At 69.3% G+C, this 12,689-nt stretch carries 13 protein-coding genes and 1 pseudogene; 9 read left to right on the forward strand and 5 right to left on the reverse strand.

The genetic code is table 11. From position 1 onward, the window contains the following. Positions 1 to 39: 39 nt before the first annotated feature. Complete coding sequence (locus AC4OXY_RS03635; RefSeq protein WP_351929040.1) at positions 40 to 627, reverse strand: TetR/AcrR family transcriptional regulator; 588 nt, start codon at positions 625 to 627, stop codon at positions 40 to 42. 109 nt (positions 628 to 736) lie between these two features. On the opposite strand from AC4OXY_RS03635, the gene AC4OXY_RS03640 reads away from it, so the two are divergent. The 5 genes and pseudogenes from AC4OXY_RS03640 (at position 737) to AC4OXY_RS03660 (ending at position 5,419) form a co-directional block, all read left to right on the forward strand. After that, positions 737 to 1,720, forward strand: a complete 984-nt coding sequence (locus AC4OXY_RS03640; RefSeq protein ID WP_376294951.1) for an aldo/keto reductase — start codon at positions 737 to 739, stop codon at positions 1,718 to 1,720. Between the two features lie 298 nt (positions 1,721 to 2,018). Then, on the forward strand, positions 2,019 to 2,975 hold the full coding sequence (locus tag AC4OXY_RS03645; RefSeq protein ID WP_491993126.1) for an SDR family NAD(P)-dependent oxidoreductase: 957 nt from the start codon (positions 2,019 to 2,021) through the stop codon (positions 2,973 to 2,975). A 17-nt stretch (positions 2,976 to 2,992) separates the two neighbouring features. After that, positions 2,993 to 3,142 (forward strand): annotated as a pseudogene (locus AC4OXY_RS03650) (low temperature requirement protein A); the annotation flags it as partial. Between the two features lie 133 nt (positions 3,143 to 3,275). Next, positions 3,276 to 4,556 (forward strand): low temperature requirement protein A, encoded by a 1,281-nt coding sequence (locus tag AC4OXY_RS03655; protein ID WP_491993127.1) that lies wholly within the window; start codon positions 3,276 to 3,278, stop codon positions 4,554 to 4,556. Next, positions 4,484 to 5,419 (forward strand): PhzF family phenazine biosynthesis protein, encoded by a 936-nt coding sequence (locus tag AC4OXY_RS03660; protein WP_356039642.1) that lies wholly within the window; start codon positions 4,484 to 4,486, stop codon positions 5,417 to 5,419. The genes AC4OXY_RS03655 and AC4OXY_RS03660 overlap by 73 nt, the downstream gene beginning before the upstream one ends. 544 nt (positions 5,420 to 5,963) lie before the next feature. On the opposite strand, the gene AC4OXY_RS03665 is transcribed toward AC4OXY_RS03660, so the two are convergent. Continuing rightward, positions 5,964 to 6,638 (reverse strand): GntR family transcriptional regulator, encoded by a 675-nt coding sequence (locus AC4OXY_RS03665; protein ID WP_376294959.1) that lies wholly within the window; start codon positions 6,636 to 6,638, stop codon positions 5,964 to 5,966. On the opposite strand from AC4OXY_RS03665, the gene AC4OXY_RS03670 reads away from it, so the two are divergent. After that, positions 6,613 to 7,464, forward strand: coding sequence for an SDR family NAD(P)-dependent oxidoreductase (locus AC4OXY_RS03670; protein WP_491993128.1), 852 nt, complete (start codon positions 6,613 to 6,615; stop codon positions 7,462 to 7,464). The two genes, AC4OXY_RS03665 and AC4OXY_RS03670, sit on opposite strands and share 26 nt — an antisense overlap. A 148-nt stretch (positions 7,465 to 7,612) precedes the next feature. Here the strand turns inward: AC4OXY_RS03670 and AC4OXY_RS03675 are convergent, their stop codons facing one another. Next, a complete protein-coding gene (locus AC4OXY_RS03675) occupies positions 7,613 to 8,590 on the reverse strand; it encodes an Lrp/AsnC family transcriptional regulator (RefSeq protein WP_491993129.1) in 978 nt (325 codons plus the stop codon). Positions 8,591 to 8,693: 103 nt separating this feature from the next. Between AC4OXY_RS03675 and AC4OXY_RS03680 the strand changes: the two genes are divergently transcribed. Further along, complete coding sequence (locus AC4OXY_RS03680; protein WP_491993130.1) at positions 8,694 to 9,200, forward strand: DUF6640 family protein; 507 nt, start codon at positions 8,694 to 8,696, stop codon at positions 9,198 to 9,200. 113 nt (positions 9,201 to 9,313) lie between these two features. Then, positions 9,314 to 9,508 (forward strand): hypothetical protein, encoded by a 195-nt coding sequence (locus AC4OXY_RS03685; protein ID WP_491993131.1) that lies wholly within the window; start codon positions 9,314 to 9,316, stop codon positions 9,506 to 9,508. A 65-nt stretch (positions 9,509 to 9,573) separates the two neighbouring features. Here the strand turns inward: AC4OXY_RS03685 and AC4OXY_RS03690 are convergent, their stop codons facing one another. Further along, positions 9,574 to 10,731, reverse strand: a complete 1,158-nt coding sequence (locus AC4OXY_RS03690; protein ID WP_491993132.1) for an ABC transporter permease — start codon at positions 10,729 to 10,731, stop codon at positions 9,574 to 9,576. Positions 10,732 to 10,954: 223 nt separating this feature from the next. Next, entirely contained in the window at positions 10,955 to 11,740 is a 786-nt protein-coding gene (locus tag AC4OXY_RS03695; protein ID WP_491993133.1) for an SDR family NAD(P)-dependent oxidoreductase, read from the reverse strand. A gap of 237 nt (positions 11,741 to 11,977) precedes the next feature. On the opposite strand from AC4OXY_RS03695, the gene AC4OXY_RS03700 reads away from it, so the two are divergent. Continuing rightward, on the forward strand, positions 11,978 to 12,661 hold the full coding sequence (locus AC4OXY_RS03700) for a TetR/AcrR family transcriptional regulator (RefSeq protein ID WP_491993134.1): 684 nt from the start codon (positions 11,978 to 11,980) through the stop codon (positions 12,659 to 12,661). The last annotated feature ends 28 nt before the right edge of the window (positions 12,662 to 12,689 follow it).

Raw genomic sequence — 12,689 nt, forward strand, 5'->3', positions numbered from 1 at the left:
ACCGTGACCGGCAGCTTCGGGCACGTTTGCCTCCCGTTGCTACTCACCAGCGGTCCTGGGTTCGCTGATACGGCGGGCGGCCTCAACGACCGCCGCGCGGTGCAGGGCCAGCCGCTGTGCCGACCAGGACTGGCCGGCCTCCTTGGGGTCGACGCCCTCGGCGGCCCAGAACCATGCCTGGGCGGCGGCGAGAACCATGGTCAGGAGATCGGCAGGCTCCATCTCCCGGGCGAGGTCACCACGCTGCTGCGCGTCGGCAACTTCGGCCGTTTTGTGACCGAAGGCCTCGGCCTCGGGTCCGGTGGCGGTGGGGCGCTCCAGCAGTTTCCATAGTCGCAGGCGCATCAGATCCGGCCGGGCGACGAGGTGGTCGAAGATGGCGCCGGCGTATCCGGGCAGGTCCTCGACGTTGAACGGCACAGACTCGGCACCCGCGGTCAGCGCACGCCGCAAGACCTCGTCGAACAGCTGCTCCTTGTTACCGAAATAGACGTAGATCAGCCGCTTGTTCACCCCCGCGGTCTCGGCGATGCGGTCCACTCGGGCACCGGCGATGCCGTACGCGGCGAATTCGGTGAAGGCGGCGTCGAGCAGCCGGGCCTTTGTGGCGCTGGAGTCCCGTGACATACCCGCCACACTAGCAAGTAACTATCTAGTTATTGACACGCGCGGATCGCAGGTCTACGGTCGTGTATCTATCCAGTTAGTTACCTCTGTCGATAGAACGGGAACCCTCATGGAACACCGCGCACTGGGCAGCCAGAGTCTGATCGTCGGCGCGCAAGGCCTCGGCTGCATGGGCATGAGCGCCTTCTACGGCGCCACCGATGAGACCGAGTCGCTGGCCACCATCGACCGCGCGCTGGAACTCGGTGTCACCCTGCTGGACACCGCCGAGAGCTACGGCCCCTTCATCAATGAGCAGCTGCTCGGCAAGGCGCTGGCGGGGCGGCGGGATGCCGCGGTGGTCGCCACCAAGACCGGCGCGGAGATCACCGACGACGGCAGCATGCTCGGCCTCAACGGAAGGCCCGAGTACGTCCGGCGGGCTCTCGAACGCTCGCTGCGGCACCTGGGCACTGACCACATCGACCTTTACTACCTGCACCGCATCGACCCCAAGGTGCCGATCGAGGAAACCGTCGGCGCCCTGGCCGAGCTGGTCGCCGAGGGCAAGGTGCGGCACATCGGGCTGTGCGAAGCCTCGGCGCAGACCATCCGGCGGGCACACGCCGTGCACCCGCTCACCGCCGTTCAGACCGAGTACTCACTCTTCGAGCGCGGCATCGAACAGGACGGGCTACGCGACACGCTGCGGGAGCTGGGGATCGGCCTGGTCGCCTACTCCCCGCTGGGACGCGGCTTCCTCTCCGGCGCGATCACCAGCCCCGACGACTTCGCCGAGGACGACTGGCGCCGTACCGACCCCCGGTTCCAGGGCGAGAACTTCGCCCGCAACCTGGACGTCGTCCGCGAGGTCCGCCGCATCGCGTCCGACAAGAACGTCACGCCTTCGCAGCTGGCGCTCGCCTGGGTCCAGCACCAGGGCGCCGTGGCCATCCCCGGCACCAAGCGCCGCCGCTACCTCAAGGAAAACGTCGCCGCGACCGAGGTGACTCTGACGTCCGACGACATCGCTGCGATCGAGGCCGTCGCCCCGCACGGCGTCGTCACCGGCGACCGCTACGCACCCGAGCTGATGGGAACGCTCAACGGCTGACAGCCGACCGGCCCGTCACAAGATTCATTGCGAGGCCACGCCCCCCTGGCCCCCGATACAGAGCGCCAGGCCCCCACGTCTTAAGCAGCTCCCGTGCCACCAGCCGGCCATACGGTCCCGGATCAGCGTGGACTCCCATCGGCCGTTCTCCGTCTTCCCGGTGACCCGGCCAGACCCCGTCCCGGCGGTCCGGCATCGCCTTTCGACCGACCCCCATTGCCGAGGCCGCCGAACGCAATCGGCAACCATGCCGCACGCGTTGAGGCCCTCGGTGTTCTCAGATCAGGAGACTCGACTCATGTCAGTGCCTCAGACACCCCCCACGTTCGGGGCAAGCACAACCGCCGCCGACGTGATCGACGGCGTCGACCTTCACGGCCGCCGGGCCGTGGTGACCGGAGCCAGTTCCGGAATCGGCGTGGAGACAGCTCGGACGCTCGCAGCGGCAGGAGCCGACGTCACCTTGGCAGTGCGTGACACTGACGCGGGAGCGCGCGTGGTGGCACGCCTGGAGGCCGAACTTCCCCCGAAATCGGGGAAGTTGACCGTGGGGCGACTCGACCTGGCCGACCGCTCGACGGTCGCGGCGTTCGTGTCCGCCTGGACGGGACCGCTGCACATCCTGGTGGGCAATGCCGGGGTGATGGCCCTGCCGGAACTCACCCACACCCCTGACGGCAGGGAAACCCAGTTCGCCGTCAACCACCTGGGGCACTTCGCCCTCGCCGTCGGCCTCCGCCCGGCTCTCGCGGCGGCGGGCGGCGCTCGGATCGTCTCGGTGAGTTCCATCGGCCACCTCTTCTCACCGGTGGTCTTCGACGACCTGGACTACCGCTTCCGCCCCTACGACCCCTGGACCTCCTACGGTCAGTCGAAGACCGCCAACATCCTGTTCGCCGTCGGTGCCGCGGAACGATGGGCCGACGACGGCATCACCGCCAATGCGCTGATGCCGGGCAACGTCGGCGACACCTCCCTGGCCCGGCACATGGACATGCAGCAGGTGGCAGACTTCATCGCCTCGGGCGCCATCGCGCTGCCGCCGCAGAAGACGGTGGAGCAGGGCGCCGCGACTTCGGTGCTGCTGGCAGCCTCGCCGACGGTGGAGGGCATCACCGGCCGCTATTTCGAGGACTGTGCCGAGGCCGAGCCAGTCGCCGAGCGGGCCGGTGCGGTCGCCGGTGTAGCGCCCTACGCCCTGGACCGGGAGAACGCGGCCCGGTTGTGGGCCGTGTCCGAGGATCTCGCCCGCTAGCGACCTACGCTGCCGGCATGACGTCGCGACACGAGCAGTGGACCCGGCTGCGCAGCCAGTTGTGGCGCCCGCCGCGTGCCCATGGTGAGCAGCCGCGGGAGCGGGTGGTCGGCCCACCCGAACTGTTCTACGACCTCGTCGTGGTGGTACTGGTCGCCCAGGCCGCCCACCGCTTGGCCGGGCATCTGACCTGGCGCGGGCTGGGTGAGTTCGCGGTGGTTCGAGCTGGTGGACAACGGCTGGTTCAACGGCAGCCTCCACCACGAACTGCACGGGCACGAGGATGCCCGCGGCCCGAGCATGTTCCTGCTGCAGATCCCGCTACTGGTCCCACTGGGTACATTCATCCCCGAGGCGGGCGGCGCCCGAGGAGTCGCGTCTGCCGTGGACGCGGGGGTGTTGTTCGCGGTGCTGGCGGTGCTGTGGCTACTCGCCGGACGCGGTAACAGCGCCGAATTCCGCCGTCCCAGCAGGGTGTTCGTGACCGGGACGGCCGTGTGCGCGGTCGTCCTGGCCGCGAGCGCCGCCCTGCCTGCGGGTCTCCGCATGCTGACGTGGGGTCTGCTGGCGGTCGCGTACCTGGCGTGGCTTGCTGTCATGCTGGGGTGGGCCTTCCCGGAACGGTCGGTCACGCTCAGCGTGACCGACGCGCTCACCGAACGGTTCGGGCTGTTCATCATCATGCTGGGCGAGACCGTCACAGGAGTGGTCGACGGACTGGCCCACGAGCACACCAGCGCGCTCACCCTCGCCGTCGGGCTGATCGCCGTGGTTGTCGGCTTCGGCGCCTGGTGGACATACTTCGACTTCACCGGCCACCGGCTGCCGAAGGCCACCCGCGCGAGCACCGTGCTGTGGATGCTGGTGCACCTGCCGCTCACGGCGGCCCCCATGGCGGCCATGGGGGCCGGCCATGGTCGGTTTCGTCGAGCATGCCCACGAGAAGGACGTGCAACGCAACGCCCAGACACCGGTTGCCCCCTACGATGTCAGGGCGCTCCGGCGTCCCTCTCACCGCGCCCCTTGGCTGGCCAGAGCTGGACGAACCGGGCCTCACCGCGAAATAGTGGACGATCGCGGCGATCGGCGACCGCCTCGGGCACGCCCTGTGCCGGGGCCGCTCACTCGCGCCCGCCGGACGTCCGCCTGGCCGCGCTGCACGACGGTGGCCGATCTCAGCTGGACTGCCGCGGCGACCCGCAGCGCCGCGATCCCAACCACCGACGTCTCCGGACAGCCACCCCGACCGCGCATCCTGCCCGGCACGGGCAGCAGCAGCCGGATGGCCGCCCAATTCGCGTCCGTCATGCCCGTCGGGCAGCACGGCTGCCGGGACCAGTTGTCGGCAGCGTTTGCGAACCGGTGGGCCAGGCAGTCACGCGCCAGGGCGACGGAGCTGAACCGTCCGGTCGGCGTCGCGGAACACTGCCGCATCGGGGACTCCCACTTGACGGGTATGTCACAAGATCGGAAAGGCAGCAGATGCGGAGAACTGAGGGAGCCGCCCCATGTCGGAACACCGGACCCCGGACGACTACGTGTCGTTCGCCCTGGTCGACGTCTTCGCCGACACGCCACTGACCGGCAACCCGTTGGCCGTCGTCGACGTGAGCCACCTCGACGACGACCCGCCCGTCGCATGGATGCAAAAGGTGGCGCGTGAGTTCAACCAGGCCGAGACCACGTTCGTCCTGCGTCCGAAAGCTGCTGCGGGCCGGAATGCGGCGGCCCGGCTGCGTTCCTTCACCGCAGGCGGGACCGAGGTCTTCGGGGCCGGCCACAACGCGTTGGGAGCGTGGTGGTGGCTCTTCGAGACCGGCCGTGTGACACGACCGGACGACAGTGGCCGTATCTCGCAGCAGATCGGCGACCGGCAGTCGGACGTCCTCGTCCTCGAAGACACGCTCGGGATGGTGCAGGAGCCGGCACGCATCGGCCGGCTGGCGGAGCCGGCGGCTGTAGTCGACGCGCTGCGGCTGAGCCTTGAGGATCTCGACCTCTCGCTGACCCCACGGAGTGTCGACACCGGCGCCAGTCATCTCCTTGTCGCGATCAACGACACCGCGGCGCTGGCACGATGTGCGCCCGAGAAGGCCGCGTTGGTCCGGGTGACACGCACGTGCCAGGCACAGGGTCTCTACGCGGTGTCCATCGGAGACGAACGCCCCGTGACCAGCGTGTCGGCACGATTCTTCAACCCCGGCTCCGGGCTCGACGAGGACCCAGCCACTGGAAGCGCCGCCGGGCCGCTGTGCGCGTACCTGGACCACCTCGGCCTGCTCAGCGTCTCCAAGCGACTGGCCATCGCACAGGGCGAGTCCATGGCCCGTCCCAGCGTCATCAACATCCATCTCGATGACCGTTCCCGGCCAGTCGTCACAGGCCGATGCGCCATCTCCGCCGAAGGCCGGTTGAGCGGAGGAGAGTTCAATGTGGTGAGGTGATCGGCCTCCCCACCCATCACGGCGCAGTCCTGCCAACAGAGCGGACCATGGTCTCGTCAACACTCAGGCTCCAGTCACCGGCCGGGGCACCTCCCAAGCACCGGGGCGGCGATGCGCCGTTTCCGAACCGGTGAGTCACGGAACGCCACGGCCAGCCAATCGGACTCCCGTTCGACACGCACGCCTGCAACCTCGTTCTGGATCCCTTGCGTGCGCAGCAGATACCTGCCGCCCTCCGATAGTCACGCACCCCCGATTTCGACAGCCAAGCTTGCAAGCTTTCCTCTCGAAGTCTTGTGGTTGCTTCATGCGCTGTTCCGAGTCCGAGCCCGAACCGCTCTCGCATCATGCGCTCACGGAGGCGGCCCACGAGCTGCGTTCGGCCATGCATCACCTGCTACGCGTTATGAGCGTGGAAGAGGCCGACGGCGATCCGGGCAGCCAGCTCACACCGTCACAGTCCTCGCTGCTCAAGCGGGTCCCTGATCACCAAACGGCACTGGGGTGTTAGTCAGGAAGACCACCCGGAACCCCGCACTCCGGCTCACGACGGGGCGCGCGAGGCCACGATCAACGTGGTGGTCAACTCGATGTGCGCAGCCAGCGCGGCAACGGCGGCGTCGGCGTCGCCGTCGATCGCGTGCTGAAAGATGGTGGCGTGCTCCTGGGCCGGATCGCGCGCGGCGTCGGACGGGTCGATGGCTTCCGACCAGCGGCGGTAGAGGCAGGCGCTGTCCCGCAGTGCCGTCGCGATCGCGTAGAGCCGAGGGCTGCCACTCCCGGAGACCAGGGCGTCGTGGAAGTTCGCGTGGGCGGCTTCCCATGCCGGGGTGACGCGGGTTGGAGCGGACGCGTCGCGGCGAGGCGTGTCGGCAAGGATGAAATGGGTCGCAACGAGCTGGCTGCGCCAGGCCATGTCGCCCCGCTCCATGCCACGCCGCAAGGCCAGGCACTCGATGTCCGTCCGCGTCCGGGTCAGATCGAGCAGGTCGTCGACGGAGATCGGCGTGACCTGGAATCCAGCCTGCGGGTTGGCCAGTACCAGTCCCTGCTCGGCCAGCCGGCTGAGCACCTCCCGGATCAGCCCGACGCTTGCGTCGTAGGCCTGGCACAGCGGCGTGAACTTGAGCCGCTCGCCCGGTGCGAAGCGCCCGCCGAGGATGTCGGCCCGCAGCCGAGCGTGCACCTCGTCCGTGCGGGTCTTCGCGCTGGTTGACATGGACGGCAGGATACACAACTTCGAAGTGACCCTGGATATTCGAATATCTATTGACTCCTCGAATATTCAGAGTCGAGACTTCTGCCCCATGACCCCTACGACGAAGCGCAGCGTCGTCATCACCGGTGGCGGGACGGGCATCGGCGCCGCCACCGCAGAACTGTTCGCCAAGACCGGGCACGACGTCACGATCACAGGTCGACGTAGTGACGTGCTGGCCACCACCGCCAAGCGGTTGGGGGTGACCCACGCCGCGTTCGACGCCGCCGACCCGGCCGCCGTTCGGACGGCGCTCGACCACCTGCCGGCCACCATCGACGTGTTGGTCAACAACGCCGGCGGCAACACCGACCGTCGCCGTCCGACCGTCGCCGCAGGCGACCTTGCCGGTGTGGCCGACGCGTGGCGGGCCAACTTCGAGGCCAACGTGCTCACCACGGTCCTGGTCACTGAGGCACTCAAGCCGCGGTTGGCGGACGGAGCACGCATAGTCACCGTCGGTTCGGTGGCTGCCAAGCAGGGATCCGGTTCGTACGGCGCGGCCAAGGCTGCCCTGGAGGCGTGGAACGTCGAGATCGCGAGGACACTGGGTTCCCGCAGGATCACTGCCAATGTCGTGGCACCGGGGGTCACCCTGGACACCGAGTTCTTCGCCGGCACGGTGTCCGAGGAATGGGTCGCGGCACGGGTGTCCGCCGCGTTCAACCGGCGGCCCGGCACCCCGAACGAGATCGCAGAGGCGATCTTCTTCCTCTGCCGGCCCGATTCCGGCCACCTGACCGGCCAGGTGATCCACGTCAACGGCGGCGCCTACGCGGCGCGGTGACCACGTGCTGGACCGGGCTGTTGTGTGGGCCGCCGGCGGCGGGAATCCCAATGGCGACGCTTTCGGACAATGACCCCGGCCGACGTGCCCCTCGTTGTCGTGGCAATCGTCTTGGCCAGCGCTGCCCGGTGTCAGCGACCCGCTGGACTCATGAGTTCTTGAGCGTCTGGATGACCGGGGCCGTTTCCATGCACTGGACTGAAGGAAGGGTCGCGACTTTGGTGGTGAGATAGGTGTACAGGGCGCTGGGGTCCGGGCACAGCACACTGGCGAAGAGGTTCGTCGATCCGGTGGTCGCGGCGGTGAAAGGGACCTCGGGATGGGCGGCCAGGGCTTGGCCGGCTGCGACCATTTGGTCCGGAGCTACCGACAGCCAGAGCATGGTCTGGTGGGCCATGCCGAGGCTGCGGTAGTCAAAGTCGACGTCGAAGTAGAGGGCCCCGCTTGACCTCAGGTCGGCGAGGCGGCGCCGCAGGGTGGTCGCGGGCCGGCCGGTGGCCGTGGCCAGCGCGGTGACATCCGTGCGGCCATCGCGCTCAAGCAGAGCCAGCAACTGCTTGTCAGTGTCGTCCAGGTCGACTTGTGGCCCGTCCGCGGCGCGTGGGGACTCCAACTGGGCCACCTGCTCGGGGGCCAGTGCGTGGACATAGCCCTGTGGTCCCCCGAAGAACACGTGGAGCAGGCAGTTGGCGCTGACGTTGATCACACGCGGCGTACGGGGCAGTTTTCCCAGCAGGAGTGTCTCGCTGTCGCGGCCAGTGGGCGCCCGCACGATAGCGACGATCTCAGTGCCGCCGGATGTCAGTTTCACCCATGAGGTGTCCGGCCGGCGGGCCAGCGATTCGCCGATAGCCCGGGCGGCGTCGGGGGTGCACCGGACCCGGACGAACCATGCGACCTCGCCTACTCGCGCTGGGTCAGTGCGGCCGGTGACACGGATCTTCTTGGCCGAGCGCAGGGAGGCGTAGCGGCGGGCCACAGTCTGGTCGGACAGTCCGAGCACGCCGGCGATCTTGCTGAAGGGTGCTCTCCCGTCCACCTGCAGCGCATGGATGATCTTGAGATCGAGCTCGTCGAATGTCAGGGATATCGCCACTGCAGGCCTGCCTATGTCGAAAATCGCCATCTACAACCGGCTGGCTGGGCTCTGGGCCCGCCCAGGGCCGAGCATCAATGTGCTCCAAGCTATGGAGAATTCAGCCCCTCACCATCCACTCAAGGAGGCTTCTATGACCAGGATCAGCACCGGAAAGACATTGCTGACCCTGACCTCTCTCGTGACGGCGTATGGCAGCTACTTCTTCGACTGGAACGAAACCCACATCCACAACCCCAACTGGCCGCCGCACGCCAAGTTCCACAACGCTCAGACCATGAGCATGGGCACCGCGGTGGGCATGGCCGGCCTTTACACACTGTGGGGCCGCCGCGGCCCCTGGACCCGGGATCGCCTGCAGGTCAGCACCGCCTCCGCGTCCGTCTACTGGATCACGCAATTGTCGTCGACCCTCTTCCCGGGAACAGCCCTGTTCGACGGGCCATGGCCCGCGTCCGCCCTTGACCGCGCGGACGCCGGGGCGTCCGGACCGGGCAGCGGCCGGGAACAGGAGGAACAGGTCCCGGCGAGGCCGCCCAGGGTCCGTGGCCCGCAGACCGTCGTAGCGAGCGTCTCGCTGGCACTGAACGTTCTGGCTTACGGTCTGGAGAGTCGGCGTCTCGCGCGAGGATCTGAATAGCAGTCAAGGGTGGTGCGCAGCGCCATCGCGACAGCGAGGCGACCGGGCAGTGCCTGGAGCAGGCCGGCTTCGTCACCCGCAGGCCCTCTCCGCTCGACCGTCGGGCTGTCGTCGTGGCCGCCACTCGCGTGGGCCAGGCCCTGCGCGACCGGGTGCAGCGGGCATGGCACGACCTGGAAGAGCTCACCGCCGCAGGGCCGGCGGACGGGGAGCGCGAAGAAGCCCTGCGGGTGCGGAGACGGATCGAGGTGAACCTGACGACCGCTCCGGCCGCCACCTACTCCGCGGGCGGGGCCGCGGCCACCTGAACACGTTCAGCCGCTGCCCGGGCCGCGTTCCGGTGGCTCTGGGCCGTCCGCCGTACCCGGAGTGGTCATGCCGCGGGCGCCTTCCGCCGAGCGGCTCGGACGTCGAGGGTGTACTGGACGGCCAGGCACCCGAGCGTCCAGGAGGCGAGCACGAGCAGGCCGCTGGTCAGGTGCGCGCAGTGGTAGTAGCCGGCGCCGCGCAGTGCCCGGACGGCGGCGGCCGGAGGCATGATCTGCGCCAGGGGAGCCAGCCACGGCGGCAGGAAGGAGGGCGGCAGGATGCCCCCGGAGGTGGCATTGCCGAAGATCAGCAGCACCACCGACGCCACAGGCATGCCGATCGGACCGCATATGCGCAGCAGCACTCCGGCTGATACCGCCGTGGCCATGGCCAACAGGCCCGCGATCACGGCCACGGTGGTGAACGCGGCTGGCAAGGCGTGGAAGGCCTGGTGGCCGAGGAGCGCCACCATGACGCCGCTCGCGGCCGCGAAGACCGCGGTGGAGGCCAGCCGGGCGGCCAGCTGCAGGCGCGGGGCAATCTGGTAGGAGGCCACCGAGAACAGGAAGCCGGCCAGCACGACGCCGAAGGAGGCGTAGAAGACCGACAGTCCGCGGGCATCGCCGGACGCCAGCGGTACAACGTCCTCGACCACTACCGGGTGCCCGACCACCGAGGTGACGGCGGCCTGCAGGCCGGCGACAGTGGACGGCCCCTGGGCGCCCGCCGCGAGGAGCACCGTGCTTTTGCCCTCGGTGACCAGGGCGGCGGACACCCGGTCGTGCGTGACGGCGTCGCGGGCGGCCTCGGCGCCGGCGTAGCGGTGGAAGGTGTAGGCGTCCGGCGCGGTGTCGTTCAGGGCGAGCTCGGTGCGTGCGGCCGTCCGGTCGGAGGCTGCGATGCCCAGTGGCTGGTGGTGAGCCGTGGGCGCGTGGAAGGCCGCCAGGTACACCGCGACGAACACCGTTCCGATCGCCAGCGCGGTCACCACCGGGACGAGCATGGCCTTGCGGATCGTGGCGCCTGCGGCGAGTACCGAAGTGGGGACACCCGGCTCGGTGTCGAGCAGGGCATGGCGGCCGCGTCGCTCGCTGTTCTCACGGCGGGAGCTCAGCGGCACGTCGACGGACGCCCCCGCCGACGGGTCGACCGAGGAGGTGGAGGGGCTCGACTCGACACCCTCGGGGTACGTGTGCGGGGGAACGGGCGTGGTGTGCTGCATGTGGGTATCTGCCGCTTACGCGCGGCCTGCGGTAGGGACTTCTTGTATGAGCGCCAACTGGGCTTCATCCGTGCGGACTTGTCTGCGGAGCGCCTGGGCCGGGCCAGTCCGCGTCAGCGGCTGCCGGCCGGCCGCATGACGCCGGTCACGCAGCGGGGTGGCGGGACCGGCGCCGGTCACGGCATGGGCCGTCGACGGCAGCGGGCCTCGGTCCAGAAGGCTTCTAGAAGAAGCCGCCGTCCACGGGCAGCGTGCGGCCGGTCATGTAGGCGGCGTCGTCGGAGGCGAGGAAGGCATAACCCGCGGCGATCTCCTCGGGCTTGGCCAGACGCCCGAGAGCGCCGTGGACCGACAGCCACTGGGAGAGCGGCATCGAATCCCTGAGCAGGGGGTGCTGATAGCGGGCGCCGTGCTCCGCGGCCATGTCGGTGGCGGTGCCGCCGGGGGCGATCGCGTTGACTGTGATGCCGCGCCGGCCGAGCTCCGCGGAGAGGTTGAGGACCATGGATTCCACGGCCGCCTTGGACGAGGCGTACAGGGTGTGGCCGAACACCGCCCGGGAGGCGCTCACCGAGGAGGTCAGCACGATCCGCCCACCCTCCCGCATGTGGGCCGCGGCGTGCTGGACGGCGAAGAGCTGACCGCGAGTGTTCACGGCGAAGACGTGGTCGAAGTCGGCCGGGGTGATGTTCTCCAGCGCGTCGAAGTGCTCGATGCCGGCGCACGAGGCCAGGACGTCGAGCCGACCGAACTCGGACACCGCCTGCTCGACCAGGGTCCTGGTCTGCTCGGGATCGGCGACGTCCGTGCGCACGGCCAGTGCCCTGCCGCCGTCGGCCGTGACCGTGTCGACCAGCTCGTCCGCCGCCTGCTTGTTGCCGCGGTAGCCGATGGCGACCGCGGCTCCCTCTGCGGCCAGCCGCGCGACGACCGCCGCGCCGATCCCCCGGCTGCCTCCGGTCACCACCGCGACCTTGCCCGCGAAGCGGTTGCTGCCCAGTGAGGTCATAGGTCTTCTTTCCTTCCCGTGTTGACGAACCGACTCTCGGGACACACCGGGTGCACCAGCCGCGCCGCCGCCCCCTGCCCACGAATGCAGGGGAGGTCGGGGCTCTGGGTCCAGCCATCGCGTTCCACGGGCCGACGCGGACCAGGCTAGCACTAACTGCAGTAAATCCTTCACTTATCCTGAGTGTCGTACGCTCGGCACGCAAGCGGAGCACGACGACAGCAGAGGTGGACCACGGTGACCGGCAGCACCCCAGGGCGAGACGGGACCCCGCAGCTGCGCGCCGACGCCGCACGCAACCGCGCCCAGATCCTGACCGCGGCACGCACCGCCTTCCGTGAGTCGGGCACCGCCGTCCCCCTGGACGAGATCGCCCGCCGGGCAGGCGTGAACATCGCCACCCTCTACCGACGCTTCCCTGACCGCGACGCCCTGATCGCCCAGGTCCTCCTGGACGGATTCGCCCTCGTGCTCGACACCGCCCGCGCGGCGGCGAGGCAGGCGCAGACCGACCCGTTCACGGCTGTGGAGACCTTCCTGCAGAACCTCATCGACAACCGCGACCTGCTCTCACTGCCCCTGATCGGGGGCCCGATGACGAACAATCCCCAGGCCCGCGAACTGCAACGGGAGATCGCCGCCGCACTGGAGGAGATCCTCACCGAAGGGCGCACCCGCAAGGCTCTCCGGCCCGACATCACAGCCGTCGACCTGATCACCACTGCCGCGCTGATCTGCCGCCCCCTGCCCTACCTCCCACCCCAGCAGGCCACCGCGCTGGCCGCGCGGCACCTCGGCGTCTTCCTCGACGGGCTGCGCCCGGAACGCACCCACACCCTGCCGGCAGCTCCCACCCACGAGGAGATGACGGCCCACCTCGTCCCCGAAGGCGGATCGGCCGACACCCCGACCGAGCCCTGACCCGCAGCCATGCCCGCTGTGGGGCCTG

This window comes from Streptomyces sp. HUAS MG56 (assembly GCF_058673395.1).

Bases quoted from the DNA above. Each gene is read 5' to 3' on its own strand.
- AC4OXY_RS03635 (WP_351929040.1), bottom strand. From the start codon at position 627: ATGTCACGGGACTCCAGCGCCACAAAGGCCCGGCTGCTCGACGCCGCC.
- AC4OXY_RS03690 (WP_491993132.1), bottom strand. From the start codon at position 10,731: ATGCAGCACACCACGCCCGTTCCCCCGCACACGTACCCCGAGGGTGTC.
- AC4OXY_RS03695 (WP_491993133.1), bottom strand. From the start codon at position 11,740: ATGACCTCACTGGGCAGCAACCGCTTCGCGGGCAAGGTCGCGGTGGTG.
- AC4OXY_RS03660 (WP_356039642.1), top strand. From the start codon at position 4,484: ATGTCGGAACACCGGACCCCGGACGACTACGTGTCGTTCGCCCTGGTC.
- AC4OXY_RS03675 (WP_491993129.1), bottom strand. From the start codon at position 8,590: ATGGCGATTTTCGACATAGGCAGGCCTGCAGTGGCGATATCCCTGACA.
- AC4OXY_RS03665 (WP_376294959.1), bottom strand. From the start codon at position 6,638: ATGTCAACCAGCGCGAAGACCCGCACGGACGAGGTGCACGCTCGGCTG.
- AC4OXY_RS03640 (WP_376294951.1), top strand. From the start codon at position 737: ATGGAACACCGCGCACTGGGCAGCCAGAGTCTGATCGTCGGCGCGCAA.
- AC4OXY_RS03655 (WP_491993127.1), top strand. From the start codon at position 3,276: ATGTTCCTGCTGCAGATCCCGCTACTGGTCCCACTGGGTACATTCATC.
- AC4OXY_RS03645 (WP_491993126.1), top strand. From the start codon at position 2,019: ATGTCAGTGCCTCAGACACCCCCCACGTTCGGGGCAAGCACAACCGCC.
- AC4OXY_RS03680 (WP_491993130.1), top strand. From the start codon at position 8,694: ATGACCAGGATCAGCACCGGAAAGACATTGCTGACCCTGACCTCTCTC.